This is a genomic window from Dehalobacter sp. (genome assembly GCA_023667845.1).
In the GTDB taxonomy this organism is placed as follows: domain Bacteria; phylum Bacillota; class Desulfitobacteriia; order Desulfitobacteriales; family Syntrophobotulaceae; genus Dehalobacter.
In genome coordinates, this window is the sequence record JAMPIU010000143.1 from 373981 (window position 1) to 400802 (window position 26822).

Sequence of the window (26822 nt, forward strand, 5' to 3'; positions counted from 1 at the left end):
ATATTAAATGCAACACTTCTAGAAACCTTTTATATCAGTGCATGATACTACCGCGTTCAATAAGTTGAAAGATGTTTAAAATGACGTGCGGATGTGGTATTATTTTTTGAGCCATAGATGAAACCTCCGTATGTCATTTGATTAGACACCAAGATTGTACTCGGTTTCATGTTATGGTTTTATTGTTTTATGTGTTGTATTTGATTCTACAATCAATCATAAATTTGTTAACGGATCAGGATATAAATAAATTCAATAGTTGTAATAAAATAATTAAGAAAGGAGAAATGGAAACATGAAGTCAGATCTGAATCAAAGAATACCAGATACGTAATGATAATTAGAGAAATATTTATTATTTTTTATGGAATTGTTATCATTTTAGCTATTAAACAAAACAATTTGTTAATTGCCACAAGAACTTATACATTTATTATGATTCTGACCTCTTTTTGGAAAGTGAAAATATTTAATCAATCCTAAAAATGGGGTGTAAAAATGAATCCTTCAACGACACGCAAGAAAATGCAAGGGAAAAATGGCGGGAGCAGTATTGAAGAAATCAAATTTGAAATGATTATTCCCGATTCTTTGTATCCCGTCGAAAGATTATACGCGTACATTGAATTGGGGACCAGAAAAACTTTTAAAAAAGGCAGTGCCGTCCTTATACCGGGAGAAGAACCCAAGGCTCTCATTTATATTCTATCGGGTAGAATAAGAGTTAATTTGGTAGTTGATGATGGAAGGGAAAGGTTTATTTATACTGCCGGTAAATACAATATGATGGGCAGATTATTTGAAGCTTATAATCAGTATTATATTGTTGCGCTCGAGAAAACAGAGATTTGTTATTTTACAAAACAGCAGTTGGAACTAATTTTTCAAAAAGATCAGGAAGTTTTTTTTGATATTATAAAAAACTATCATGCTAAAATTTCTTATTACATGCGGCAAATGGCTGAAATGGATTTATATAATCCCACGATCAGGGTGGTAAGGTTATTATATAAACTGTGTATGACGAAAGGTGTTGCCGTAGGAGATTCATTTGAAATACAAATCGACCTTTCTCTGAAAAGGATCTCAGAAATCACAGGTGCACATTATGTTACAGTCTCGAAGGTATTGGGCGGGCTGAAAAAAAAGAATATCATCGAAAAGAATAAGAATACAATCATCATTCATGATCTGAAAGGATTAAAACGCCTGACGCAAGAAACGCACATTTTTAGTAATCAAGGCAGAAGCTTGGATAACGATTTGTTCTCTTTGTAAAAAATAATAAAAATGTTAAAGTCGTGATAAAACTTTGAGCTTGAAATTTTAAATATAATGTATCCATAAAGGTTATTTTTACCGGCAAGGAGGTGAGAAAGTTATGGGTACATTTTTAATTTTTCTGGCGGGCATTTTATTTTTAGCCGGCGGACTCTTTTTGAAAACCCGTGCCAAGCATGAACTGAAGTGGAGAACAATTTTAAACTGGACTTTATACGTTGTGTGGTATGCAATAACCTGGATTGGAATTTCTTTTATCTACATCAATGCCTCGGTCGGACATGTTAAGGCAACGAGTACAGCAATCTTCTTGTTTGGAGGAATCTCTGTTGTATTGGCTGTTGTTCTGGCCCGTCTATTAGGTTATATCGGTATCAAAAAGAAGAGCAATCAAACGATGCAGGCTTAATGGTAAAAATTCAGTAAAGAAGGTGTAAAGATTCAAGATGGAAGATAAAAAGATAAACTTTAGTCGACGTGGATTCCTTAAAGCTGGCGTGGCGGCGGCAGCGGCAGGAGTGATGGGTGCAATCAATCCGAATGTCCTGAAAGCTGAAAATGCTTCGTTGGTTTCGTTGGATTATGCATCACCCGCGAGCGGGAACTGGTCCAAACTCGTGCCTAAAATGAATTACGGTGGAGCTTCCGTGCGTTATGCGGAGCATAACGACCAATGGTTGGGCACATCACAGATTGTAGGCGAAGTACAAAATATAAGTGAGTACGATAATGGTTTTACCATGGCGATCCGCGGAGAACTGGGCGAAATACCGCGTTGGAACTATGTGACCCAGGGCAAACGCGATCCAATGGCTTCCGGCTTGGGTTTTGCCATAAGTTTTTTAAGTACAGACAAAGCCGTGGAAGGTCCTGCCCCGCCGAGGGCGGAAAAACTGCCTGTACCTGATCCTGAAATCATGTCCAAGCATATCAAAGACACATGTTATTACTTGCGGGCTGACGAAGTTGGTATCGGCAAAATGCCGGCTTATGCATATTATTCTCATAGAATCTCGCCGACACATGGGGACTATGCTACCGGCAAAATTGATCCCAATCTTCTCATGGAGGAAATACCTGTTACGGAGCGGCTGCCGTATGTTATCTGTGTCGCTGTGGAGCAGCATCTTGAGACGTGGTTGGCCTCCACCGGTTATGACGGCATCGCCAAAAGCCAATCCTACCGTGCCTATCACGCAACAGCCAACATTACCGTTATGCTGGCGCAGTATATTCGTTCGCTTGGTTACCGGGCCCGTGCTCATCACTTTGCCAATTATGCTTCAGTGATGGGACCGATCCTGATTGCGTGCGGTATGGGAGAACTGACACGCACCGGTGACTGCGTTGCTCATCCGCGTATGGGTTTCCGCAATAAGGTTGCGGCTGTTACTACGGATCTCCCGCTTGTCCCGGATAAACCAATCGATTTTGGAATGCTTGATTTTTGCCGGGTTTGTAGGAAATGCTCAGAGAATTGTCCGGGTGAAGCAATTTCGTTTGATGAAGAACCCGTAAAATACAACGGCTACCTGCGCTGGAACAGCGATTTTAGGAAATGTGCGGCTTTCCGTACAGGCAATCAGGAGGGATTCAGTTGCGGACGCTGCGTCAAGGTCTGTCCTTGGAGCTCTAAAGAAGATTCCTGGTTCCATGAGGCCGGTGTCTGGATCGGAAGCAAAGGAAAACAATCAGCATCTCTTCTCAAACAGATCGACGATATGTTTGGATACGGTACTGAAGAAATCACGAAATACAAATGGTGGCTGGAGTGGCCTGAACTATTTCCTATGCCGGCCGGATATCCACCGGTAAAAAAATGATTTGTTTTATTCATCACTGATGGAGAATCAGATCATATGATTTGAATAATTATTATGAAATAATATTCGGTAAAATACGGTGTGCCTTTAGGTACGCCGTATTTTATTAACAACACGAAAAGCGCCTGTACATATTAAGCGTAAAATAAATCCACGAAGTTGCAATCTTCGATAAATTAGGGTAAGGGGTTAAAGAAAAAGAACCCAAGCAGCAATTTTTTTGGTAAACCGCCACGGTTTTCTGAGAACCGGGGCAGCAGTTGCTGCTATGGGTGTTATGGGTACAATTGCAACGCCATCAAAAATGGTGAATTGCAACTATTAAATATTATAATACGATTAATTCAATAAAAGTTTAGCAGGAATTAATTAAATGAAAATATTTATTTAACTTAGAAAATGCACATTTATTTGTGTCATCGCTTTTTATAAATTTACCGGACTTATACTACTAAACTCCAATAACAATATTGAAAGATAAAGTTGGAAGCGTTCATCAGCGTTGTCCAAAGTGACGCCCGTAAGCTGCTTTATTTTATTAATTCTATAAAATAATGTATTGCGATGAACGCACAAAGTTTTAGCGGCATCATTCGGAGAATGTGTATAGTATAAATAATATTTTAGTGTTTCTAGAAAAGGCGTCCCGTTATCCCTTTCTTCTTTTGCCAGCTGAATAACAGCTGGGTGACAAAAATCGGTAATATCGCTTTGAGATCTTATTAATTCAGTAAGAAAATAGAGTGTACAACTTTCATAAAGACATATGTTTATATTAGGCGGTATAGGTTGTTTGAAAGAAGCATGGGTAATAACACGGCAGAAGAGATTATTGATAAATTTAATATTAAAGAATTGGTTGAGTTTGAGCGATACTGCAGGGATCAGAAACTATGGGATGAAATGGAAAAATGTTTTCATCCTGATTCTTCTGTCAATATATCATGGTTCAGTGGAACGGGACATGAATTTATTGAAGCGTCCAAGAAAATGCAGTCCAATGCGAAGCATAAAATTAATGACACCTTGATTTGGTTGAACAAATACAGGGCAGTTGTCGAGATGATGGCAACTATTCATATATTTGGAGAACTCGACGGGTTTCCGGTAGATCTTATGTCATATTCAAGGCTGCATTTTAGAGTGGAAAAAAGAGAAGGTATTTGGCGAATCTCTTCTTTTGACTGTATTTGCGAAAAAGATTTATTAGTCCCTGTTTATCCGAATAATCAAATTGTCATCCAGGAGGAGCAATTAAGAAAATACCGGCCGAGTTATGCCAGCCTTTCTTATATGCTTGCCAAGGAGGGATACGATATCGATATCAATCTTGCGGGAGAGGATAAACCTGAAACAATTAAAAAATTATATGAAACAAGCACAAAATGGCTGGAAATATAGTTAGAAAGGTTGGTCAAAATCAAAAAATATGAAAGGGAGAGATTTTGCGATGAGAGATTACCAGATATTGACCCAGGCGATGGGGATCTTAATGAAGAACAGGTGCTAGGGATCTTAAATGAATTTGTGGCAACCAACCCCAGTAACAATGAAGCCGGAAAGGTCCTAAATGCTTGCCAACAGGGAATGGCGATAGTTGGAGATCTTTTCGAAAAGGGTGAGTATTTTGTTGGCGATCTGATTTTCGCCGGGGAATTGCTTACAGCTGCAATTGAAACGCTTAAGCCCTTTCTGGGTGGAGAAAATACTGAAAAAGTCGGAAGAATTCTCCTCGCTACGGTTCAAGGTGACTTGCACGATATCGGCAAAAATATTTTCAAGAGCATGTCGGAGGCAGCCGGCTTCGAAGTCATTGACCTCGGGATCGACGTATCTGCCAATACTATTGTAGAAAAAGTAAAAGAGACAAAGCCTCAAATAGTAGGTATGAGCGGCGTTTTGACCATTGCTTTGGATTCTATGAAAAGTACCGCAGCAGCTATTAAGGATGCGGGGTTACGGGAGCAAGTGAAGGTGATCATTGGCGGGAATCCTGTTACGGCGGAAGCTTGCAAACAGATTGGTGCAGATGCATTTACCACGAATGCTGCAGAAGGCGTAACAATATGTCAAAAATGGGTAAATTAAGGCTAAAATATTGTTTATTACAAACGGCAGGTGAATTAAAAAAAATAATCATGTGAAGAAAGGTGAGATTATGGACAGCAAACAACTGTTTAACGAAAGGATTCAGATATTTGATGATGCCGTACGCATGAAAAAACGCCCATCCAGAGTACCCTTTGTTACCAATGACTGTCTGTGGCGTTATCATGACTTAGGTATGAAATTGAGTGAGGCTTTGTTAAGTACGCAGGGTGTAGAAGATGCAGTTATTAACTTTCAAAAAAGGTATCAATTTGACTTGCTATTGGACATCGGAGACAGAAACCCATTGCAAATGACAAGAAGTCTGGGTAATTATGAATATCTCATCAATGACGAAAATAACACGATGATGTTAAAAGAACAATGCTTTTTCCTAGAAGAGGATTATGACAAGTTTATTAATAATCCTGTTAAGACCTTGTGGGAAGACATCATGCCGAGAAAGTATTCTTTATTTACGAAGGATATGCCGCTAGAGACTTTGCAGAATACTCTGGGCAAATTTTTGGAATACGCCCAAGCCATGGAGAAAACAACGATAAGGCTTATTGATGAGTGCGGAGTCCCGCCCATCTTAGATGTGCAAAATGGCGCAAGAATATACCCTGCTTTTGAATGTTTATATAATTTCTTAAGGGGTATGAAGGGACTTTCCAGAGACCTTAGGGTTCACCCCGAAAAAGTAAAGGCATTTTGCGATACGTATCATGAGTTTTTTGTCAAAAATGAGATCAATAAAATCAAAAAGGTGGATTCCCCAACGAGTTTTTACAGCATTCGCCATCTTATTAAGCCAGAATATGGTTAACCCCAAACAGTTTGGGACTTATTACTGGCGATACTTTAAAGAAATTGTGGATAAGGTCGTCGAAACCGGCAATACAATGTTTATACTTAGTGAAGGAACAACAAAGCATATAACGGAATACTTGCAGGAACTTCCCAAAGGACATTTTTGTTTCTACGTTGAATCGGATGACATATTCGAAGCCAGAAAGAGATTCCCGAACTTATGCTTATGGGGTGGAATACCTCTGGATTTAATTAGCAAGGGAACAAAGCAGCAATGTATTGATTATGTAAAAAAGGTTATTGATGAAGTTGGGACAGATGGGGGTCTTATTCTCAGCACAAACAAGTTTACAACAGTACCGCAGGATTGCAACAGGGAAAATTTATTAGCTGTCAGTGAATTTGTCAGGAATTACAAATAATAATTATTTTATACAAATAAGGAGGAATAGATAATGGGAGAAAAAATTGATTACACAAAATATCCAGATGGGCATGAGGCCTTAAAGTCCATGTTGGACTTTCTTCCTTCTGAGGAAGCTAAAGCAGGGTTGCTAATCGGTTTCACTGTATTCATGTCTCTCATGTAAATACATCATGGCCTAAGTGACTGCAGCAAATTGCCGCAGGAGGAGAAAATGTTGTTGTGTAGTCCAGACTACTAAGTTTTGTTTGGATTAACGGATAAAATAATATGAAGGTACCTGTTCTGGAGATGAAAATAAAGCAGTAGCTGGGTCTACTGCTTTATTCTCGATGTAGTTAAATCTGTTTGCATTTTTATCTTAGATTTAATAAAGTCAAATTTCGGTATTCGTATTAAGTTAAAGTATCTGGGCTACTTTCATGATATTTTCAGCGGATAATGCCAATTCGGACATGGACGCTGTGATTTGCTCAGAAGCAGCAGCTTGGCTTTCGCCTAATCCGGAGGCCTGAATTACTTGACTAATTAACTTAGTGGATTCGTCTTTAATAGAAGAAACAATTTCTTTTATATCTTTGATTGAAGAAGCACTGTTGGTAGCCATCTTCCTTATTTCTTCCGCGACAACGGCAAATCCGCGTCCTTGTTCGCCTGCCCGGGCAGCTTCAATAGCGGCATTAATGCCTAAGAGGTTGGAGTTGGCTGCTAGATCATTAATAAACTTGAGGATCTCATCGGTTTTTTTGATTTCTTCCAAAACTCTTTCGCCCCTGGATTTTATTCCTTCCAATTCCTGGGCCAGTTTCATGGCAGCGGCAGACAATTCCTCGGTTGTTGCTGTGACCTCTTGTGAAGAGGCGGACAAAGATTGTGCTGTGTCGGTAAGTAAATTCTGGGTTTCCAGATTAAAGGCCAGGCCGATGCCTCCGATTATTTTACCGTTATCATCTTTGACCGGAAAGGAAAAGCCTTTAAAGGAAAAACCAAATACTTCCGCAGGGACTGTCATAACAGTATGCTGACCAGTGCGTACCGCTTCAGCAAGGGCATCACCCGGAGGAAGCGGCATTCCTATGACGTTGAAAGGCATCCTTGTTTTTTCACTTTCGACACTGTTAAGATACTTTTCGGTATCAGAGAGGGCAATCATGTTATCCAGAGGTATCATTTTGTGAAAGTAAGGGAGTGCTCTATTGAGACATTCCAGAATATCAGCTCCATTACCGGCCTCAGGATTATAAGGGTTTTCTTGATTTGCATTTTCCATAATAAATCCTCCCTTTGGAAAAATAAAAATATAAGAAATAATGAACGGAAATAATAAATAACCACTCTTATCGAGTGGTTATCACATAGAAGTCTATCATGTTATAATGGCAGGCCATTTAGCACATGCTAAATAAATCCAGGCCATTTAGTTTCTACTAAAAAAATATATAGAAAAAAAATATAATATTATAACCAAGCTTTGTGAATTGTTTGAACTGCAAAGCAAATCAAAGATGGTCTTCTGCCTTTTCTCACCATCTTCTGTAAGGTAAGGAAGTGATGTAGGGAATAAAAAGTATAAGAAGATAAGTATCTTTTTGTAAACTAAGTATTTTTACCTGTGAGAAAGTTGTCAGTAAAAATTCAAGGGGAGAATGTAAGTATGGAAAAAACAAATAGTTATTACATCTTACCGAATAATTTTTATCCCATCAAAAAGCTGCAAAATTACATTCATATGGGAGTTGTTCGAAATTATTCCAAAGGACAATCCGTTGTTTTGCCTGGAGAATTAATATACAAGATCGTTTATGTGCTTTCAGGAAGATTGAGCATAAACTTTCTAAATGAAGACGGAAGGCAAAAATTAATGTACTATGCTGATCCTCATACCTATGCCGATAGATTATTTCCATTTGACGATTGTTATGTTCATGTTATTGCAGAAGAAAATAGCACAGTCTGTTTTTTCTCTAAAGAAGAACTTTTTGAAATCTTCCAGCAGGACAAAGAAGTGCTTTTTGATTTCATCACAAACTATTCATCAAAATGTGGCTATTTTATGCGGGAAGCCAAGGAGATGGTGCTTTATAATCCATCTGTCCGGGTCTTGCGCTTACTTTACGAGCTTTGTCTTACCCAAGGGAAGTCGGTGGATAATGTCTATCAAATAGACATTAAACTATCTCAAAAGGCTATTTCTGAAATAACAGGTGTACACTTTGTGACTATAAGCAAAATATTCGGATTTCTAAAAAAAGAAAACATTTTGTATAAAACAACAAATAAGATCATGGTTATTGACTTGGAACGGCTTAAAGAATTAGTTAATGAGTGGATGGAACTTTGATACAAATTTCCCATTTGATTCTTTTTATCAATTAGTATAATACAAAATACACATAAAAAAGTTAATGGGTGTTAATTTGAAACCAGTTAAAATAAAAATATAAAATTTTTTGCCTAATAAATAATACTTTTATGTGAGACTAAAACTTTAAATTTAAATTATGCTTAAAATAAATTATGGAGATGTAACTTCTAAAAGAAATTAGGGTAAGGAGGTGAAAAGAATAATGAGTACATTTTTAATCTTTTTGGCAGGGATTCTTTTCTTGGCCGGTGTCCTTTTTATCAAACCGCGTGCGAAGCAGGATAAGACTTGGAAGACCGTGATTATTTGGACCTTATATGTAATTTTCTTTGTTATCGCTTGTATGGGAGTTTCCTTTGTTTACATCAATGCCAGTGTAGGGCATGTCAAAGCATCAAGCACGGCTATCTTCCTGTTTGGGGGGATTTCGCTGATTTTGGCTGTAGTTTTAGCCCGTATCTTAGGATTTATCGGTACAAAGAAAAAGGCCGAGTCATTACAGGCTTAGAGGAGGAAAGTTAATGTCCGAAATTTCAGGAAATAAAGAGAAAGAATCCAAGCAGCAATTTTCGGTAAGCCGCCGCGGTTTTCTGAGAACCGGGGCAGCAGTTGCCGCTATGGGTGTTATGGGTGCAATTGCGGCTCCATCAAAGATGGCGAACGCAACTGTTAATACGTTGGGTTATGAGGCAGCAGGCAAGGGTAAATGGTCAAAATTAAAGCCGAAGATGAGTTACGGAGGAGCCTCGGTCAGTTTTGTGGAGCATAACGACCAGTGGCTTGGGACCAGCAAGCTTCTCGGGCCTGTTCAAAGGACCGATGAACAGGACGGCGGATTCTGCCTGGCCATCAGAGGTATTTTGGGTGAAAAAGCAAGATATGGGTACTTCCAGCAAGCCCCAAGATATCCACTGGGAACCGGGTTCTTAAACCCTCTTGGGGCAATCAGCGGGGATAATATGGTGGATGGACCCCTCAGCCCTGAGAAACTGCCGATTCCGGATCCGGAACAAATGTCTCAGCATATCAAAGACCTTGCTTATTATCTGAGAGCTGACGAAGTAGGGATTGGCAAAATGCCTTCCTATGCTTATTATGCAAGTACAATGGCACCACCGCAAGGAGCGTATGCTTCGGGCGCAGTTCCCCCTGATGCCCCGATCTCAAAAGCTCCTGTGACGGGTAACCTGCCAAATGTTATTGTTGTTGCGGTAGAGCAGCATTTGGAAACCTACTTGGCAACGACCGGATATGATGGAATCTCCGTATCGCAATCGTTCCGTTGCTATCATGCTACAGCCAATATTTCTGTCATTATGGCGCAATACATTCGGAATTTAGGCTATAATGCGAGAGCCCAACATTTTGGCAACTATGAAGCCGTAATGGGTCCGTGCCTGATTGCTGCCGGAATGGGTGAACTTACCCGCACGGGAGACTGTGTTGCTCATCCAAGATTTGGATTCCGCACGAAAGTAGCAGCTGTGACCACCGATTTACCGTTAGCCCCGGATAAGCCGATTGATTTTGGGATGTTGGATTTCTGCAGGGTTTGCAAAAAATGTGCAGATGAATGTCCTTCTAAAGCGATCACCTTCGACGTAGATCCAGTGGAACATAACGGCTATCTGCGTTGGAATACGGATGCAAAAATATGTACAGCTTTCAGGGCCAGTAATGAAGAAGGCGTCAACTGCGGCAGATGTATTAAAGTGTGTCCCTGGAATTCCAAAGAGGATTCCTGGTTCCACGAAGCAGGCATCTGGATTGGCAGCAAAGGGCAAGGTGCTGCAAAATTTCTTAAAGGCATCGATGATATGTTTGGCTACGGAACTGAAATTATTGAAGATTATAAATGGTGGCTTGAGTGGCCTGAGCTCTATAAAATCAAGATGCCAAGCTAAAGGTACAGTCAAAACGCCTAATGTAGTCAAAAACCTAATGTACAATTTCATGCGGCGCACCGTCTAAGTGCGCCGCATTTTTATGTCCTAAATTGTATTTCGATTCAGAAATAATGAAGAAAAGAAAAATTAAAATAAAATATTAGCAATGATAACGTTGGTTTTTTTATATCATGCTAAGATTACTCCATAAAGCTTCATTTGAAAACGGTATAACATAGGTTGTATCGGATTCCAGGAGAAGTGTTTTGGAAACAGAGGAGGTGAAAAGAACATGGGAACATTTTTGGTATTTCTGGCGGGTATTTTATTTTTAGGCGGCATCATATTTATCAAACCACGGGCTATGCAAGATGTAAAATGGAAAACAATTGTTAATTGGGTTTTGTACGTTTTATGGTTTGCAATTACTGGCACCGGGATTTCTTTCATCTATATTAATTCAAGCGTCGGACATGTAAAAGCAACGAGTACTGCCATTTTCCTTTTCTTAGGTTTATCGATTGTTCTGGCAATTGTGCTGGCAAGATTCTTAGGTTTTATCGGAAAAAAACGCAATCAGCAAAATACAAATATAGAAGCATAGAGGTGAAATGCAATGTTTAGATCTTCGGATCACGAAGATAGTAAAAAGGGGTTCCAGATGGACCGCCGCAAGTTTCTGAAAGCCGGGGTTGCTTCAGCTCTTACCGCCGGAATGGTCGGTGCGATGAACGTTTTGCCGGCTGAAGCCGCTGAAGCTGTGAAGAACACAGCCGGTCCCCAAACCGGAGCCAAATCCAAACTTCATCCTGTTGTAGATTATGGCGGCTCAAGTGTCAGTTTTGTTGAGCATAATGACCAGTGGCTGGGGACAACCAAAATTGTAGGCACGATCAAACCGTATCACGAAGCGGAACAGGGCTTTTATATGGCCAATCGTGGAAAATATTCTCCGGAGGCGCAGCAAGGATTTTATCATTATAAGTTTGTCATGAAACATCCATTTGGTGCTGCCATTGCCCAGTTTGCAATGTCGCTTATGGCCCCTCAAATGGTGAGCGGACAACCGTCTCCGCAGAAACTTCCGATTCCCGACCCGGAACAAATGTCACAGCATATTAAAGATGCTGCCTATTTTTTGCGCGCTGACGAAGTGGGAATCGGCAAAATGCCGGAGTATGCTTATTATACCCATAAGGCTCCCAGTCAGGATGATCTGCTGAAAGACGACCTGTCAAAGTCAATTCCTGTGACGGAACGTCTCCCTTATGTTATTGTGGTTATGATTGACCAGCATTTAGAGACCATGCTGGCTTCTACGGGCTATGACGGCATCAGTGCTTCCCAGTCCATGCGTTCTTACCATACGACCGGCGTAGTTGCGGTTATTCTGGCCAATTATATTCGTGGCCTGGGCTATAACGCTAGGGCTCATCACTTCACCAACTATGCTTCAGTCATGCCTCCTCTTATCATGGCTGCAGGGATGGGTGAACTATCCAGGACAGGTGACTGTACGGTTCATCCCCGGTTAGGATTCCGCCACAAAGTTGCGGCTGTGACCACAGACTTACCTTTGGTTCCGGATAAACCGATTGATTTTGGTTTGCTTGATTTCTGCCGCGTCTGTGCAAAATGCGCGGATAATTGCCCGTCAGGTGCCATTACCCAAGACCGGGATTTGGTTGAATACAACGGATATATGCGCTGGAACAGTGATTTTAAAAAATGCACGGAATTCCGTGTAACGAATAAAGAAGGTTCTTCCTGCGGCAGGTGTATGAAGGTATGCCCCTGGAATTCCAAGGAAAAATCCTGGTTCCATACTGCAGGCACTTGGATTGGCAGCAAAGGAGAAGCTTCTGCCAGTCTTCTTAAGAAAATTGATGATATGTTTGGCTATGGCGAAGAACAGATTGAAAGATATAAATGGTGGTTGGAATGGCCGGAACGGTATGATGTATCGGCACTCAAGCACTAAGACAGTAACAATCAATATAATTAGTAATTTTAAAAGCGGTGAGATTTTATACTCATCGCTTTTAAAATCTATTGCGGCTTACCCCGGGGTACGCTGCAATAGATTTTTATTATGCCATTAAAATGTACTTTCTAAAAAGATTTTGTCTACAGTGTGAATGGCTTCTAACAAAACAGCGGTTAATATTCGTTAATCTGACGAAATATTAGCCGCTGTTAATACATACTAAATTAATATTTTTCACCAACCTGGTATGATTGACTCAGATAGCACCTTGGAAATCGGTAAGGTTACGATAGACTGAACCGCGTTTCCAAAAAGTATTTTGCGTAGGGGGAGGTGAAAAAAATGGGAACATTCTTGGTATTTCTAGCCGGAATTCTGTTCTTAGCCGGAATTATTTTTATAAAGCCGCGAGCTAAGCAGGAGCTGAGATGGAAAACTGTTCTTAACTGGGTATTATACGTCTTGTGGTATTCGATCACAGCAATAGGGGTTTCATTCATTTATATTAACTCAATCGTAGGACACGTGAAGGCCACAAGTACAGCAATCTTTCTGTTTATCGGATTATCGATCGTTCTAGCCATCGTATTAGCCAGACTTTTAGGATTCTTAGGAAAAAAACGCGAAAATATCAATTCAAGCGCAAAGGCGTAAAGAGGTGAAAAAAAGATGTTTAGATCTTCAGAACAAGAAGGAAGCCAACAGAATCAGCGGTTTAAGATGGACCGCCGCAAGTTTCTGAAGGCAGGGGCTGCTTCTGCGCTGGCAGCAGGGATTGTTGGCGCAATCGGAGTTTTGCCGGCAGAAGCAGCTGAAGCTATGGCAAGCCAGACAGGCCCCCAGAACGGAGCCAAATCCAAGCTACATCCCAATATGGATTATGGCGGTGCCAGTGTCCGATTTGTCGAGCATAACGACCAATGGCTTGGAACTTCAAAGCTAGTTGGTCCTATTAAAAAGAGCCATGAAGCAGACTCGGGATTCTTTTATGCGATGCGTGGTAAACTTACAGCAGAAGCTCAAACAACGTCGTACAACTATCAATTCGTCTTTAAGCATCCGTTTAACGCAGCTATTGCCGGGTTCGCCGTCAATCTTGCTCCTGAACCCATGGTGAGCGGACAGCCGGCCCCTGAAAAGTTACCGATTCCAGATCCCGAACAAATGTCCCAACACATTAAGGATTGCGCCTATTTTTTGCGGGCGGATGAAGTAGGAATCGGCAAGATGCCCCCGTATGCTTATTATACCTATAAAACGCCTAGTCTGGAAGATTTGCTTAGGGATGATCTATCTAAATCGACACCGGTCACGGAGAATCTACCCTATGTTATTGTCGTCATGGTTGACCAGCATTTGGAAACAATGCTGGCTTCGACCGGATATGATGGTATTAGCGCTGCCCAATCCATGCGTTCATATCATTCAACTGGTGTTATTTCCTGTATTTTAGCCAGTTATATTCGTAACCTGGGTTATAATGCCAGAGCACAGCATTTCACCAACTACGAAGCGGTTATGGGTCCCTGCATTATAGCTGCAGGACTGGGTGAATTAACGAGAACAGGTGACTGCACTGCACATCCGCGTCTTGGATTCCGCCACAAAGTAGCAGCTGTGACCACCGATTTGCCCCTTCTCCCTGACAAACCGATTGATTTCGGCATGCTTGATTTTTGCAGTGTCTGTGGCAAATGCGCAGATAATTGCCCTTCCGGTGCAATTACAAAGGATAAGGACCCAGTAGAATTTAATGGTTACTTGCGTTGGAACAGTGATTCTAAAAAATGCACAATATTCCGGGCAACAAACAAAGAAGGCTCTTCCTGCGGCAGGTGTATGAAGGTATGTCCTTGGGACTCTAAGGAACAATCCTGGTTCCACGAAGCAGGTACTTGGATCGGCAGCCATGGCCAGAGCTCATCCAGATTGCTTAAACAAATCGACGATATGTTTGGCTATGGCACAGAAGAGATCGAGAAATATAAATGGTGGCTGGAGTGGCCTGAAAGATATGATGTATTAGCTACCAAGCATTAAGCTGTTCAGTTTTTCATCAGGCATATACCAGGCATATCTTTAAGCGGCGGAGTTTTTCTCTTGCCGCTTAAAGGTGTTCAAAAAACGGATGCTATTCCTTAAATTAGGCTAAAAATTATTGTAAATGTATATATTAATGATTTAATGTTATCATAGGTCATGTAAAATTAATTTTAGCATTTGCAAATTTTTTTAAATTGTTATCCAAATTGGTTCATACGATAAATCGCTTGACGATCTGACTCATCTGCTGTTAGGGGAGGGAAAATCGATGGATGATAGCACAAAAAGACAGATTCCAGGAACAATCATTCCTGAATCGTTTAATCGTGTTGAAAGATTGGAAAAATATGTACATCTCGGATGTACGCGTCCATTTTACAAAGGAAGCGTCGTACTTTCTCAGGGCAGTGAAACCAATAATGTAATGTATGTGCAGTCGGGATGTCTTGCCGTAAGCATGGGGACTGATGATGGTCATAATAAATTTTTGTTCCAGATCGGCGAGCAATCCATTGGGATGACAACCTTTTTAAGTGAGAATCATGAACTACAGATCGTTGCGGTCAAAGACAGTGTTATTTGTTTTTTTACCATTGAAGAGGTTTTGAAAATATGTCACGAAGATGAACAACTGATTGTCGATATCATTCAAAATCTTAGTTCAAAAGTATATTATTTTATGACACAATCAAGAGATTTAAATTTTTCCCGTCCCGCGAGTAGGGTGTTTCGCTTCCTGTATAACCTATGTCTTCATGATGGAAAACAAATTGAAGACTATTACATCATTCATTCAAATCTGACACAAAAAGCGATCGGCGAAATCACCGGCACCCATTATGTCACGGTTAGCAAATTATTGACGATCCTTGAAAAGCAGAAAGTATTGAGAAAAACCAAGGATGCAATTTATGTTTATAACCTAGAAAAACTAAAAAATATGATTAATGAAGTTCTTGAATATTAGAAAAATCAATTATCACCGATATTCCATTCAAATAGGTGTTTGACAATCTTTTCATGCAGCAGACTTTCTTTTAAGAGTTCGGGGGTAGGGAAAAGCTTTTCAAACATTTGTTGATCCCCCTGGATTCCTTCAAGAACCTGCTTTCTTCCTAACTCTGCTTCTTCATCGGAAATACAAATATTTTCAACACGTGCTAACTCCGTAAAAGCCAAACTGAGGAGAAGCTGTTGTTTAGCAAAAACAGCACAATCCTCATAGAAATATTCATCAGCCTCACTTGAGCCAAAAGGTGTATTTGCGTTTTGATTCTTTATGATTTCATAGTCTTTAAGTGCATTGTTTATTACTTGCTTTGTCGTGGCGGCCAGCATTTCCTCATCCAACTCATATGTTGAGCTCTCGATAATTGTATCTAAGATCGTTTGTAGATTATTTTCTGCGATGGTTTGTTGGCTTTCAGCTATCAAGGACTTGCGGATTTTCTCTTTCAGCGTTTTCAAGTCCGGAACTTCCGGGTCCATTTCATGGATAATTGCGTCTGTGACCTCCAGTTGTTTTGACGGCCAGACTTCCAGTACGGTAGCCAAAAACTCAGCTTTCTTGCCTGCAACGTGTTGAAGCGGACTATTGTGTGGGATATCAATCATCATTTGGAAACGATCTGCTTTCTTTTTTCCGATGACATTTTTGAATTGGCCAAACATCATGGGATCGCCAACTTTGTATTTTAAATAGGATGAACAAAGTTCCGAAACAGCCAAACCGTCGCAAGTTGCAAAAATGCTGACTGCAACCTCATCCCCTTCTTCGACAACTATATTGTCTTTTGACCATTCGTTAAGCATTTTTAAAACAGATTGAATTACCGCATTCTCTAACTCCGTTTCTGTAGGCGTGGGCTGAGGGGCGATTTTCATTCCTTTATACTGACCCAGTTGAAAATGATGCATTGATAGTGCCTCCATTTAATATAAAAATAATATGAAAATTGCAGTCATAACACTTTCATGTTATCATAAATTAAGCATCTAGATTTTAGCATATGCCAACCTTGAAATCAAATGCAAAAAACAATCGATTATTTAAAAACTTGAAGTATCTTTATGTTTTTGATCATCCGAATTTTTTAGGAGAAGGGGAAAATTAATGGATGATAGGATGATGGATGATAATATAAAGAGAAAAATTCCTGATATTTTAATTCCTGAAACATTCAATCGAATTGAACGTTTGGGAATGTACACGCATCTCGCAAATACCCGAACTTTTACCAAAGGAAGCATTGTGCTTGGACAGGGTGCAGAATCAAATTCTATTGTATATGTACAATCAGGATGTTTATCCGTAGGTATCGGGATGGAAGACGGTCATAATAAATTCCTGTTTAATATTACTGAAGGTTGCGTCGGAATGACAGCATTTCTAAATGAATATCATGAATTGCAAATTCATGCGGTCAAAACCAGTACGGTTTGTTTTTTTTCCATTGCGCAAGTTATGAAAATTTTCCATGACGATGAACAAGTAATCCTTGATATCTTGCATAATATTCTCAGTAAAGTATATTATTTTATGGCACATGCCAGAGATTTAAACTATTCCCGTCCTTCCAGTAGAGTGTTCCGCTTGCTCTATAATCTTTGCATTCATGAAGGGAAGTTTGTAGGCGGTAGTTATGTCATTACTTCAAAGCTTACGCAGAAAGCAATAGCGGATATTACGGGGACACATTATGTGACGGTTTGCAAATTATTTAACATACTTGAAAAACAAGAAGTCCTCAAAAAAGTCAAAAATAAAATTTATGTTTATAATATTGAAAAACTAAAAAGTTTAATCAATGAAGTTATTGAGTACTAAGCTACGGGGACAATATTTGTGGATTTTAAAGACATGCCGGAGAAAACTTTCCGGCATGTCTTTTTATTAGCCCCAAAGTTTCATGGTAGTTTAACGCGGACTAAATAATCTGGTAAGATAATATAGTAAAATGTTTTAGGTTATTGTAATGTAAAAATTCTTTCGTAATCACTTTTGCCGTAAATATCGCAATCGTTCCATTTCCAAAGAGCGTGAATAATCTTTTCTCTAAACAAGTAGTCCCCCAAAAATTCATCATTTGGAAAGAGCTGACTGAATTGCGCTTTGTCGGGAGATGTTTTTAAGAAGAAGGATTTTGCTTCCTGAATTTCCTCAGGACTGATGTCGATGTTTTCTAGCCGTGCAATTTCGGTCAGAATGAGTTCTTCGACAAGGGTTTTCTCAGCCAACGCCATGTTCTTCATTTCAAACATCCTGTTATCTCCGGACATAAGCGCTTCAAGGTTTTGAGGATTCCCTGACGAGAAAAGTTCCTTTTGCGATTGGGTATTAAGAATATCCAGAACTTCCTGGAATTCCTTTTGATCTAAAGTATATTCCGAACCCGAGGCAATGGTGTCGATTATGGATCGAATTCTCTCTTCCTTGATCTTTTGTAACCAGTTTTCAGAGATTATTTTGCGTAAGTTGGCCTGCAGCTCATCTATTCCAGAAACCTCAGGATTAATTTGCCTGGCGATTTCATCCGAGAGTTCAACGGGTAGTCTATGGTTAACTTCATGGATGGCAATCTGAAAGGTAACTGTTTTTCCGCCCATCCGTTCAACGGTGAAACCTTCGGGGAAAGTAACAGACAGCACTAAATCATCTCCGGCTTTGTGATTAATAATCTGGCTGAATGCCTCAAGAACAGAAGGATCCCCCAAGGTAAACTTTAGATTCGAATTCGATAACTCCGGAACGAACATATTGTCGCATTCCGCACGAAGGCCAATGACAACTTCATCACCATACACCGCAGGCATATTATTTTTTGCCCATTGGTTTGCCAGTTTTTTTACAGCTTCCCTCGCCCCCAGGTTCAAATCATCTTCGGAAAACATAGATACTGGAGGAAGCTTTAATCCTTTATATGATCCAAGTTTGATTTCATGCATGCCCAATCTACTTCCTTCTTTTATTATTTTTTTGTTGTTATTTTATCATGGAATAGTCTATCATAAAATAGTTTATCACACTTTAATATGCGCAAATAAAAATTTTGTTTTTTATATAGGAGGGGGTTAAAAATAACCTTTTGTGGGGATATTTAGGAGCAGATGAAAAATAAGGAGGGGGAAGAAAGTAAAATACTGACACATTAATTCTTATTTAACAAAAAATAATTCTTATTTTACAAAAATTCGATAAAATATTGTCATGATATGCAATTATGTTATACTTAATTAGCATGTTTTAAAGATTTATTTGTATACCTAGGTTAAGATTTTAATGCATAATAAAACACAAGGAGAAAAGCATATGGAATTCATCAAAATTTTCAGAGAGATTACGCTCAAGCAAATTGTAACGGAAGAATCCAAGGAGAGGACCCGTAAGCAATTGCGCGAACAAATGGTGGCTTTGAACGACGAAAAGACGGAGTTCGAAGAAAACAAAAACAAAATGCTTACAGAATTCTCGTTGAAAGGAGCTGAAGCTACTCAACTTAATCAAATCCGGCAGCAATTTGATACGCAGGCTACAAAATTTCATGTTGGGATGGACGAAATTAGGATGAATATGGCAGCGATTGATGAACTGAAAACCGGTGAAGAAATCGTGATTGGTTCGGTGGAAGGGCCTTATGAACTCAAGGTTGGAGACAAATTGGAAACGGCGACCAAAGCTGAAATTGTTTTTAAAGACGGAGTAGTTGTGGAGATTAGGCAATGACCTCACAGGAGAAAACAACGGTCACATTAAATGAAGAAGCCCGGTATGCGTTGGCCAGGGGAGTTGACAAGGTAGCTGATTTGGTCAAAGTAACGCTTGGACCTAAAGGAAGAAACATTGTCATTGAACAGATGATGGGTTATCCTCTGGTTACAAAAGACGGCGTAACGGTTGCGAAACACATTAATTTGCCTGACCCTAGGGAAAATATGGGAGCCCGTTTGTGTAAGGAAGTTGCCAGGCAAACCAACGACATGGTCGGCGATGGCACTACGACGTCGATCGTCCTCGCACAAGCCATCGTAAAGGGTGGAATGCCCCTGGTCGAAGCGGGAGCAGACCCGATCCGCCTTAAAAAAGGGATGGAAAAGGCCGTACAGGCAGTCAGCCAAGAAATTGGAAGGCTTGGCGTTCCGGCTACTCCGGAAACTGTTTCCCAAGTTGCGTCCATATCGGCTAAAAGCCGCTTGACTGGAGAACTTATTGCTCAGGCAGTAGAAAAAGTTGGACAGAATGGGATTGTAACAGTCCAGGAAACCATCGAACGGCGTACTTTCATTGAAACAACGGAAGGTATGGAATTGGAGAGCGGTTATCTCTCTTCATATTTCTTATCCGAAAACGATCGTATGATTTTAAACCTGGAAAAACCTTATATTTTAATGACGGACCAGATGATTGACAATATCCAGCAAATTAAGCGCGTTCTTAATTGGTGTATCTGGGAGAAAAAGCCGCTGTTGATCGTAGCAAAGCAAGTAACAAAAGATGTGCTGGGAATGCTGATTACACATAATACGGAGGCTAGGGAGGCCAAGGCGATCGCAGTTCAGGCTCCAGGTACCGGAGAGTACCGTCTTGGTATTTTGGAGGACTTGGCAGTCAAGACAGGCGGTTCTGTTTTAGTGGAAATGCTCGGGTTATCGTTAGAAAATATTGAGAAATCCATGCTTGGTAATGCAGAAAAGATTATTGTCACGCGTCAAAAAACGACTGTGATAGGTGGTGGTGGCAGTAGTGAAATGATTGAAGAAAAATCAAACCAGCTGAGAGCACTAATCAGACAAACATCAGAGTCTGGAGAGCGCCAGAAGCTGCAAGAACGGATAGCCAAGCTTTCTGGTGGAATAGCCGTTATCAGGGTTGGCGCTGATACGAAGATTGCGCTAAAGGAACTTAAAGACCGTGTTATAGATGCTGTACAGGCTTCGAAAGCGGCGGTGGAGAGTGGAGTCGTCCCTGGCGGAGGCACAACCTATGTAAGGGCAGCAAAAGTACTTGATGATTTAAAAGCGGATTCAGAGGATGAGCTATCTGGTATCCGTCTCATTCGACAGGCTTTAGCCGTACCGTTGCGCCAGATTGTAAATAATACCGGTGGTAACGGAGACAAAGTTGTAGAGATGACCAGCAAGGCTGCACCTGGCATGGGATACGACGCAATGTCAGGAAAATTTGTAGACATGATGGCTGAAGGGATCGTAGATCCGGTTGCTGTGACAGTTACCGCGTTGAACAAGGCTATGGGTATTGCTTCAATCCTCCTTACAACAGAAGGGGTCATTGATAAACAATATCAGTTTACAATTGATCTAAGTACCATGATTTAGGTTGAAAAAACAGATTTCTTTTATATTTGTTTCAAGCCATAAAAAAGAGAGGCCAGTTTTATGAAAAAATTTATATTAATTGCTAAAAAATTTATTCCATTATTTGCTATTGTAATTTTGGTTCTAACAATGGTATATGGGTATTACATCAATAAAATGGATCAGGATGTTGTCCAAGGGTATTACCAGCAGTTGTTTCCGAAAGCAGACCATTTTGATTCAATAAGTGACCGGACGGCCAAGGCGATAGGCGCAGACGGAAACCTTATGGCTTATGTCGGGATCTGCAGTAATGTCGGCTATGGGGGGCCCGTGATGGTAGGGACTATCATCAATCTGACCGGGGGTATTCAGGATGTAGTGATCCTGCAGCATAAGGAGACTCCTTCTTATCTCAACAAGATAGCCCAGGCCGGCTATTTCCGCCAGTACACCAAAAAACATGCGGATGATCCGCTGGTTTTGGACGCTGACATTGACAGAGTATCGGGGGCAACGCTTTCCACACGGGCTATCGCAAAATCTGTGAATGATGTTGCGCATACAGTGGCCGTCCAAGAATTGAATGTTACACCTAAAAAAGCAGAGATCTCCTGGAATATAGGAATAAAAGAAATCGCAGTTGCTTTACTCTTTATACTTTCTGTTTTCATACCCCGTTTCAAGCAATTGGCGAAGTTTAGGTTGGTATTTCTGGGACTTAGTATCGTTATTTTAGGTTTTTGGTTAAATAGGTCATTATCGATGGGACACATCAGTGCGCTGCTTCTTGGATACTTCCCGTCTCCGAGCGAAAATCTGATATGGTATCTTGTTTTGTTGGGAGCATTGGCACCTGCTTTAATAACCGGTAAAAACATCTACTGTGCGTATGTTTGTCCTTTCCACGGCTTGCAGGAAGCTACCCACATGATTAGTAAAGTCAATATACCGATCGGAAAATATGTTAAATGGTTCCACACAATAAAAGAAGTTATCTTATTTTTAGTTTTGTTCTTTGCCTTCCTCTTTGTAAACCCTTCATGTTCCAGTTTTGAACCCTTTGGAACGATATTTGGCTTAAACGGATCCAGTAATCAGTGGTATTTGCTTTTTGTCATATTGCTTACCAGCTTTTTCTACCGCCGGTTCTGGTGTGTTGCGTTTTGTCCGGTTGGGACATTTGTGGACAAGGTCGCACAACTGGGACGGAAAATTCGGGAAATCATTGGGTTGCCCTCCAAGAAAAAGGTTAGAAAGGTGGAGAATATGAATGTCTGAAAAAGCTGAACCCGTAGTAAAACCTGAAGATCAAGAAGTGGGGAAAAAAAAGACAGAAACTTCTACAATTTTGCTTTTTGCTTTGTATGGCCTTACCATCTTGCTGATTGTTTTGGTTTTGATAAGTAATTGGAATGCCTGATGATTTCTGAATAATGAGGAGTAATCAACATGGATACAACATTATTGGCCGGGGAGAAGGCCAGACAATCACTCGCAGCAGGAATAGACCTTATCGCCTCTTGTGTTAAGGTTACACTGGGACCAAAAGGAAGAAATGTTGTTTTAGACCCGGTGGTTGGTCTTCCGAAAATTACAAATGACGGGGCTAGTATTGCCAATATCATTTCCACACCTAACCGGTTCCAAAATTTAGGATGCCAGATTATCAAAGAAGTATCAGACAAAACCAACGACAGGGTGGGTGACGGGACAACGACATCGATTGTTCTGGCCCAGGCCATGATTCGGGAAGGGATGAAAAATATTGCGGCGGGTAGTAATCCCACTTCTCTTATAAGCGGCATAGAAAAAGGAATTGAAAGCGCTATTGAGGCTATTAATAAAAGCGCAGTCAAGATATCCAGTCTGGAGAAGGTTAAGCAGGTGGCTACTGTATCGTCAGGAGATCCGGAGATCGGGGGGCTTATTAGCGAAGCTGTAGAAAAAGTTGGTTTCCATGGGATGATCATGGTGGAAGAAGATCAAGCGCTGAAAACCCGGTTAGAGGTTACGGAAGGGATACGTTTTGACAAGGGATGTTTTACACCGAAAATCGTAAAGTCTTGGGAGAAAAAAGAAGAGGTTTTGGAAGATCCGTACATTCTTGTAACCGATACCAAGATTAGCTATATCTATGAGATTTTCTCCATCATGGAAGAGGTCGTAAAAAGCGGCAAGCCTCTTGTAATTATTACTGAAGATATTTCTGTTGATTTGCTTGCTCTTCTGCTTGCAAATAAGCAAAAAGGGACCATGAATGTCATTGCTATTCAGACCCCCGGTCATGGGGAGCGGCGTAAAGCTTACTTGCAGGATATAGCGGTTATTACTGGTGCCACGGTTATTTCAGAAGAGGCCGGAATCCCACTTGAAGAAGTACAAGGATACCACTTAGGAAGAGCAAAGCGGATTCTGGTTGATACGAAGAATACGACCATTATTGGCGGACAAGGTGACAAAGAAGAGATTGAGGCGCGTTGCGCTGAAGTACGTGCGGAATATGAGCCTTTGCTTCCCGGCTGGAGAAAAGAGAAACTCCAGGAAAGGCTGGGGTGGCTGCAGGGCGGAATAGCTATCATTAAAGTCGGTGCTGCCACGAGACTGGAAATGAAGGAGAAAAAGGATCGGATTGATGATGCTGTCAATGCAGTAAGGGTAGCGATTGAAGAAGGGATTGTACCTGGCGGAGGTATCGCTTTGCTCGAAGCAACGGATGCATTGGCAGAGATCAAGCTGGATGATCCTGAAGCTATGGTCGGACTGCGGATTGTCCAAAAGGCTTTGGAAGCGCCTTTACGCCAGATTGTTGAGAATGCCGGCGAAAACGGAGATTCCGTCATTGAAAACGTCCGGGAACTTCCTGCCGGACATGGTTATAATGCTGCCGAAGATAGCTACGTTGATATGATAGTAAGTGGAATCATCGATCCTGTCCAGGTAACTTATACGGCATTGAAAAATGCTGCCTCTATTGCAACGTTAGTTATCGGCGCAGAAGGATTGATTATTAACAATGCTCCAAACTTCATGAATTTATAGGCTTCTAAACGTAAGAATCATATGTAATATATAAGTTCCTTAAGTCGTTTAATATTAATTATCTTAGTGAATTTTTCTTTGAAAGCAGCAATAAAGGCTGCTTTCTCTTTATAAGTTCTAAGATCTGACAAACAATTAAAGATAATTGAAAATAATTATTATAAATGTGGAGAAAAGTTATTGACATCTGATATGAACATGATTAAATTGAATATAAACTATACACGTGTATACAATAAAGCAGTGCTCTTTTGATGCGTTTTTCATCTTAAAGAAAGGATTTGATTAGAATGTCCAAGATTATCATTGCCTGTCAAACGATAAAAGATGAAGTACGTTTAGCTTTGCAAGAGACCGGGGTAGGCTATCCGGTGCTATATATTGAATCGGGCCTTCACAACTATCCGGACTTACTTCGGAAAAGGCTTCAAGAATCCATTAATCAACTGGAGAACGTTGATACCATTCTCTTTGCTTTTGGTTATTGCGGAAATAGCCTGGTTGGGCTTATATCACCCACGGCTACTCTGATAATCCCGAAGGTGGATGATTGCATTTCTTTGTTATTGGGTTCTCACGAGCAGAGGATGAATCTTTCCCGGGAAATGGGAACTTATTTCTTGACTAAAGGTTGGCTCGATAATGAGAAGAGCCTATTGTCGGAATATCAGCATTATGTCGAAAAATACGGATCAGCCAAAGCCGACAGGATCATGAAGACCATGCTGCATCATTATCAAAGATTAATGATCATTGATACGCAAACTTGCCGGCCCGAGGAAATTATGGCCAGAACAGAAAACTTTGCTAAATCCTTAAAATTGCAACATGAAACAATTACGGGCTCATCGCGTTATTTGAAGAAACTTTTTCTTGGACCATGGGATGAAGAGTTTATTACGTTAAAGCCGGGCGACACGGTAACGCTTGAGCATACGCTTACCGAAGAAAAGAAGTTTTCGAATTTTTGATAATTGAAGATATTCCAATAGACAACAAGGGAGTGCAACAAAACTTAGGTTTTGCGGCGCTCCCTTGTTTGGTTATCGAATTCAAATTATTTCTGATCTTAGGTATAGCTAAAGTACAAAACTATAATAGGATTAAAATGAACTTGATGAAAGTAATTTATCAATTCAAACAAGTCAAGGGGAGGTGAAAAAATCCGGAAAGTATCAAGGAAACTTTTGGGACACTTTTTTATGTATTAACTTAATGTAGATTTTTTGAAGATTGCGTGGTACGATTATGTCAGAAAAGTTATCCTACGCTAATATTATTAATGCATACGTAACGGTTATCTACGTTGTGTGCATAATTTTATTTGGGAGGGAAATGATCTATGACAGATATTAACAGAGATTATTGTATTGTCCCAGATAATTTTTACCCTGTTAAAAGTCTTCAAAAATATGTTCATATGGGAGTAGTACGCAAATATCGGAAAGGAGATACCATTAGTTTTCCTGGAGAAGTACTTGACAGGGTCATCTATGTGGTCTCAGGAAAAGTTAGCGTTTACTTTCTCGAAGATAACAAACAAAAATTAATGTATTATGCATGCCGTTATTGTCCCATTGATGGGGCGTTTGGATTTAAAATTGGTCTCATACATGTTGTTTCAGAAGAAAACAGTACGGTTTGTTTTTTCTCAAAAGAACAGCTTTTTGAAATTTTTAGACAGGATGATGAAGCTCATCTAGAGTTTCTTTCGAATTTTGCTTGTAAATGCGGCTTTTTTATGTATGTCTCCAAAGAGATGGACCTTTATACTCCGACCGCCAGAGTTTTAAGAATGATTTATGAACTTTGCTTAACGAAAGGTAAGGTTGTTGATAATATTTATGAGATAGATATTAAATTAACACAAAAGACAATTTCCGAAATAACAGGTGTTCATTTTGTAAGTGTCTGCAGAATTTTTGGATGGCTCAAAAAAGAAAAAATTGTGCATAAGACTCCAAATAAAATCATTATCTATGACTTGCCGAGGCTTAAAGATATGATAAATTTAAATAATAAGCATTAAATGTAAATGCCGCTAAAAGGCGGCATTTTTGATTTTATTGTGCAACGAAAAGAGGCCACTAAGATAAAGTATATTGAGTGTCCCTTTTTTTACGATCTTAGGTATAGCTAAAGTCAAAAACTGAAAAAGGATTAAAATGAACTTAATAAAATTTATATTATCAATTCAAACAAGTTAAGGGGAGGTGAAAAAATAAGTAATTCTTAATCTTTTTTGGCGGGAATTTTTTTAGTTGGTGTCCTTTTTATCAAACCTCGCGCGAAGCAGGATAAGACCTGGAAAACGGTAATTATTTGGATCTTATAATGTTATTTTCTTTGCTATCGTTTGTATGGGAGGTTTCCTTTGTTTACATCAACGCATCCGTAGGGCATGTTAAAGCAACAAGTACAGCATATTCCTGTTTGGAGGAATATCCGTCGTACTAGCAATTGTTTTGGCACGCTTGTTAGGTTTCATCACTGTAGGAAAAACAAAAAAATTAGTACTAAACAAGCTTGAAAAGAGGTGGAAAAGAAGTGAGTGACGGACCAAAGATGAATCGAAGGAAGCCGGCGTTGACAACGACAGTCTTGGGAGCCGTTGGCGTACTGAAGGCCCCTGGTAAGGTTGCAAGTGCGGCAAGCAGCAGTGTGCAATATGCTCCAGCTGTCAAGGTCGGGTAGTATTTCCTTCGGACGGCGAAAATCTCCACCCTTCCTTAACGATCAATATATATCACGATTAATT

General features: G+C 40.1%; 26 protein-coding genes and 2 pseudogenes. 25 read left to right on the top strand and 3 right to left on the bottom strand.

Going from position 1 to position 26822, the window contains the following annotated elements:
* The first annotated feature begins 498 nt into the window (after nucleotides 1-498).
* The 7 genes and pseudogenes from NC238_12715 to NC238_12745 all read left to right on the top strand — a co-directional run bounded on the left by NC238_12715 (nucleotide 499) and on the right by NC238_12745 (nucleotide 6427).
* On the top strand, nucleotides 499-1278 hold the full coding sequence (locus NC238_12715) for a Crp/Fnr family transcriptional regulator (GenBank protein ID MCM1566778.1): 780 nt from the start codon (nucleotides 499-501) through the stop codon (nucleotides 1276-1278).
* Between the two features lie 103 nt (nucleotides 1279-1381).
* Nucleotides 1382-1690, top strand: coding sequence for a dehalogenase (locus tag NC238_12720; protein MCM1566779.1), 309 nt, complete (start codon nucleotides 1382-1384; stop codon nucleotides 1688-1690).
* A 37-nt stretch (nucleotides 1691-1727) separates the two neighbouring features.
* Nucleotides 1728-3104: a reductive dehalogenase gene (locus NC238_12725; protein ID MCM1566780.1), complete on the top strand. Its 1377-nt coding sequence runs from the start codon at nucleotides 1728-1730 to the stop codon at nucleotides 3102-3104.
* Between the two features lie 789 nt (nucleotides 3105-3893).
* Entirely contained in the window at nucleotides 3894-4505 is a 612-nt protein-coding gene (locus NC238_12730; protein ID MCM1566781.1) for a nuclear transport factor 2 family protein, read from the top strand.
* Nucleotides 4506-4554: 49 nt separating this feature from the next.
* Nucleotides 4555-5192 (top strand): annotated as a pseudogene (locus NC238_12735) (cobalamin-dependent protein).
* 70 nt (nucleotides 5193-5262) lie between these two features.
* On the top strand, nucleotides 5263-6021 hold the full coding sequence (locus NC238_12740) for a hypothetical protein (protein ID MCM1566782.1): 759 nt from the start codon (nucleotides 5263-5265) through the stop codon (nucleotides 6019-6021).
* Nucleotides 6014-6427 carry a hypothetical protein gene (locus tag NC238_12745; GenBank protein ID MCM1566783.1) on the top strand — a complete coding sequence of 138 codons (414 nt, stop codon included), beginning with the start codon at nucleotides 6014-6016 and terminating at the stop codon, nucleotides 6425-6427. The genes NC238_12740 and NC238_12745 overlap by 8 nt, the downstream gene beginning before the upstream one ends.
* Before the next feature lie 402 nt (nucleotides 6428-6829).
* On the opposite strand, the gene NC238_12750 is transcribed toward NC238_12745, so the two are convergent.
* A complete protein-coding gene (locus tag NC238_12750; GenBank protein MCM1566784.1) occupies nucleotides 6830-7699 on the bottom strand; it encodes a methyl-accepting chemotaxis protein in 870 nt (289 codons plus the stop codon).
* Nucleotides 7700-8083: 384 nt separating this feature from the next.
* Between NC238_12750 and NC238_12755 the strand changes: the two genes are divergently transcribed.
* From NC238_12755 to NC238_12790, 8 genes are all read left to right on the top strand, one after another.
* Nucleotides 8084-8770: a Crp/Fnr family transcriptional regulator gene (locus NC238_12755; protein MCM1566785.1), complete on the top strand. Its 687-nt coding sequence runs from the start codon at nucleotides 8084-8086 to the stop codon at nucleotides 8768-8770.
* Between the two features lie 226 nt (nucleotides 8771-8996).
* Entirely contained in the window at nucleotides 8997-9302 is a 306-nt protein-coding gene (locus NC238_12760; GenBank protein MCM1566786.1) for a dehalogenase, read from the top strand.
* 13 nt (nucleotides 9303-9315) lie between these two features.
* Nucleotides 9316-10698, top strand: coding sequence for a reductive dehalogenase (locus NC238_12765; protein ID MCM1566787.1), 1383 nt, complete (start codon nucleotides 9316-9318; stop codon nucleotides 10696-10698).
* A gap of 274 nt (nucleotides 10699-10972) precedes the next feature.
* Nucleotides 10973-11284: a dehalogenase gene (locus tag NC238_12770; GenBank protein MCM1566788.1), complete on the top strand. Its 312-nt coding sequence runs from the start codon at nucleotides 10973-10975 to the stop codon at nucleotides 11282-11284.
* Nucleotides 11285-11296: 12 nt separating this feature from the next.
* Nucleotides 11297-12661, top strand: coding sequence for a reductive dehalogenase (locus tag NC238_12775; GenBank protein MCM1566789.1), 1365 nt, complete (start codon nucleotides 11297-11299; stop codon nucleotides 12659-12661).
* Between the two features lie 348 nt (nucleotides 12662-13009).
* Nucleotides 13010-13321 carry a dehalogenase gene (locus NC238_12780; GenBank protein ID MCM1566790.1) on the top strand — a complete coding sequence of 104 codons (312 nt, stop codon included), beginning with the start codon at nucleotides 13010-13012 and terminating at the stop codon, nucleotides 13319-13321.
* 15 nt (nucleotides 13322-13336) lie between these two features.
* The gene (locus NC238_12785) at nucleotides 13337-14707 is read left to right on the top strand and encodes a reductive dehalogenase (protein ID MCM1566791.1); all 1371 of its coding nucleotides are present in this window, start codon (nucleotides 13337-13339) and stop codon (nucleotides 14705-14707) included.
* Nucleotides 14708-14978: 271 nt separating this feature from the next.
* Nucleotides 14979-15677, top strand: coding sequence for a Crp/Fnr family transcriptional regulator (locus NC238_12790; GenBank protein ID MCM1566792.1), 699 nt, complete (start codon nucleotides 14979-14981; stop codon nucleotides 15675-15677).
* A 5-nt stretch (nucleotides 15678-15682) separates the two neighbouring features.
* Here the strand turns inward: NC238_12790 and NC238_12795 are convergent, their stop codons facing one another.
* Entirely contained in the window at nucleotides 15683-16627 is a 945-nt protein-coding gene (locus tag NC238_12795; protein ID MCM1566793.1) for a trigger factor, read from the bottom strand.
* Between the two features lie 196 nt (nucleotides 16628-16823).
* Here NC238_12795 and NC238_12800 point away from each other — a divergent pair, with 196 nt between their 5' ends.
* Nucleotides 16824-17537: a Crp/Fnr family transcriptional regulator gene (locus tag NC238_12800; GenBank protein MCM1566794.1), complete on the top strand. Its 714-nt coding sequence runs from the start codon at nucleotides 16824-16826 to the stop codon at nucleotides 17535-17537.
* Between the two features lie 140 nt (nucleotides 17538-17677).
* Here NC238_12800 and NC238_12805 read toward each other — a convergent pair whose 3' ends face one another.
* Nucleotides 17678-18655: a trigger factor gene (locus tag NC238_12805; GenBank protein ID MCM1566795.1), complete on the bottom strand. Its 978-nt coding sequence runs from the start codon at nucleotides 18653-18655 to the stop codon at nucleotides 17678-17680.
* A 364-nt stretch (nucleotides 18656-19019) separates the two neighbouring features.
* On the opposite strand from NC238_12805, the gene NC238_12810 reads away from it, so the two are divergent.
* The 9 genes and pseudogenes from NC238_12810 (at nucleotide 19020) to NC238_12850 (ending at nucleotide 26758) form a co-directional block, all read left to right on the top strand.
* A complete protein-coding gene (locus NC238_12810; protein MCM1566796.1) occupies nucleotides 19020-19433 on the top strand; it encodes a YlqD family protein in 414 nt (137 codons plus the stop codon).
* Complete coding sequence (locus tag NC238_12815) at nucleotides 19430-21043, top strand: molecular chaperone GroEL (protein MCM1566797.1); 1614 nt, start codon at nucleotides 19430-19432, stop codon at nucleotides 21041-21043. The genes NC238_12810 and NC238_12815 overlap by 4 nt, the downstream gene beginning before the upstream one ends.
* A gap of 60 nt (nucleotides 21044-21103) precedes the next feature.
* Nucleotides 21104-22303 carry a 4Fe-4S binding protein gene (locus tag NC238_12820; GenBank protein MCM1566798.1) on the top strand — a complete coding sequence of 400 codons (1200 nt, stop codon included), beginning with the start codon at nucleotides 21104-21106 and terminating at the stop codon, nucleotides 22301-22303.
* Complete coding sequence (locus NC238_12825) at nucleotides 22296-22445, top strand: hypothetical protein (protein MCM1566799.1); 150 nt, start codon at nucleotides 22296-22298, stop codon at nucleotides 22443-22445. The genes NC238_12820 and NC238_12825 overlap by 8 nt, the downstream gene beginning before the upstream one ends.
* 29 nt (nucleotides 22446-22474) lie before the next feature.
* Complete coding sequence (gene groL / locus NC238_12830; GenBank protein ID MCM1566800.1) at nucleotides 22475-24064, top strand: chaperonin GroEL; 1590 nt, start codon at nucleotides 22475-22477, stop codon at nucleotides 24062-24064.
* A gap of 290 nt (nucleotides 24065-24354) precedes the next feature.
* Nucleotides 24355-25035, top strand: a complete 681-nt coding sequence (locus NC238_12835) for a DUF1638 domain-containing protein (protein ID MCM1566801.1) — start codon at nucleotides 24355-24357, stop codon at nucleotides 25033-25035.
* 371 nt (nucleotides 25036-25406) lie between these two features.
* Entirely contained in the window at nucleotides 25407-26093 is a 687-nt protein-coding gene (locus NC238_12840; protein MCM1566802.1) for a Crp/Fnr family transcriptional regulator, read from the top strand.
* Between the two features lie 213 nt (nucleotides 26094-26306).
* Nucleotides 26307-26619, top strand: a pseudogene (locus tag NC238_12845) (dehalogenase).
* Nucleotides 26612-26758, top strand: a complete 147-nt coding sequence (locus tag NC238_12850) for a hypothetical protein (protein ID MCM1566803.1) — start codon at nucleotides 26612-26614, stop codon at nucleotides 26756-26758. Before NC238_12845 ends, NC238_12850 begins: the two are co-directional and overlap by 8 nt.
* Nucleotides 26759-26822 lie beyond the last annotated feature (64 nt).

Bases quoted from the DNA above. Each gene is read 5' to 3' on its own strand.
- NC238_12810 (MCM1566796.1), top strand. From the start codon at position 19,020: ATGGAATTCATCAAAATTTTCAGAGAGATTACGCTCAAGCAAATTGTA.
- NC238_12765 (MCM1566787.1), top strand. From the start codon at position 9,316: ATGTCCGAAATTTCAGGAAATAAAGAGAAAGAATCCAAGCAGCAATTT.
- NC238_12815 (MCM1566797.1), top strand. From the start codon at position 19,430: ATGACCTCACAGGAGAAAACAACGGTCACATTAAATGAAGAAGCCCGG.
- NC238_12725 (MCM1566780.1), top strand. From the start codon at position 1,728: ATGGAAGATAAAAAGATAAACTTTAGTCGACGTGGATTCCTTAAAGCT.
- NC238_12840 (MCM1566802.1), top strand. From the start codon at position 25,407: ATGACAGATATTAACAGAGATTATTGTATTGTCCCAGATAATTTTTAC.
- NC238_12800 (MCM1566794.1), top strand. From the start codon at position 16,824: ATGGATGATAGGATGATGGATGATAATATAAAGAGAAAAATTCCTGAT.
- NC238_12785 (MCM1566791.1), top strand. From the start codon at position 13,337: ATGTTTAGATCTTCAGAACAAGAAGGAAGCCAACAGAATCAGCGGTTT.
- NC238_12750 (MCM1566784.1), bottom strand. From the start codon at position 7,699: ATGGAAAATGCAAATCAAGAAAACCCTTATAATCCTGAGGCCGGTAAT.
- NC238_12805 (MCM1566795.1), bottom strand. From the start codon at position 18,655: ATGCATGAAATCAAACTTGGATCATATAAAGGATTAAAGCTTCCTCCA.
- NC238_12790 (MCM1566792.1), top strand. From the start codon at position 14,979: ATGGATGATAGCACAAAAAGACAGATTCCAGGAACAATCATTCCTGAA.
- NC238_12715 (MCM1566778.1), top strand. From the start codon at position 499: ATGAATCCTTCAACGACACGCAAGAAAATGCAAGGGAAAAATGGCGGG.
- NC238_12795 (MCM1566793.1), bottom strand. From the start codon at position 16,627: ATGCATCATTTTCAACTGGGTCAGTATAAAGGAATGAAAATCGCCCCT.
- NC238_12825 (MCM1566799.1), top strand. From the start codon at position 22,296: ATGTCTGAAAAAGCTGAACCCGTAGTAAAACCTGAAGATCAAGAAGTG.
- NC238_12835 (MCM1566801.1), top strand. From the start codon at position 24,355: ATGTCCAAGATTATCATTGCCTGTCAAACGATAAAAGATGAAGTACGT.
- NC238_12745 (MCM1566783.1), top strand. From the start codon at position 6,014: ATGGTTAACCCCAAACAGTTTGGGACTTATTACTGGCGATACTTTAAA.
- NC238_12780 (MCM1566790.1), top strand. From the start codon at position 13,010: ATGGGAACATTCTTGGTATTTCTAGCCGGAATTCTGTTCTTAGCCGGA.
- groL (MCM1566800.1), top strand. From the start codon at position 22,475: ATGGATACAACATTATTGGCCGGGGAGAAGGCCAGACAATCACTCGCA.
- NC238_12775 (MCM1566789.1), top strand. From the start codon at position 11,297: ATGTTTAGATCTTCGGATCACGAAGATAGTAAAAAGGGGTTCCAGATG.
- NC238_12755 (MCM1566785.1), top strand. From the start codon at position 8,084: ATGGAAAAAACAAATAGTTATTACATCTTACCGAATAATTTTTATCCC.
- NC238_12740 (MCM1566782.1), top strand. From the start codon at position 5,263: ATGGACAGCAAACAACTGTTTAACGAAAGGATTCAGATATTTGATGAT.
- NC238_12720 (MCM1566779.1), top strand. From the start codon at position 1,382: ATGGGTACATTTTTAATTTTTCTGGCGGGCATTTTATTTTTAGCCGGC.
- NC238_12760 (MCM1566786.1), top strand. From the start codon at position 8,997: ATGAGTACATTTTTAATCTTTTTGGCAGGGATTCTTTTCTTGGCCGGT.
- NC238_12770 (MCM1566788.1), top strand. From the start codon at position 10,973: ATGGGAACATTTTTGGTATTTCTGGCGGGTATTTTATTTTTAGGCGGC.
- NC238_12820 (MCM1566798.1), top strand. From the start codon at position 21,104: ATGAAAAAATTTATATTAATTGCTAAAAAATTTATTCCATTATTTGCT.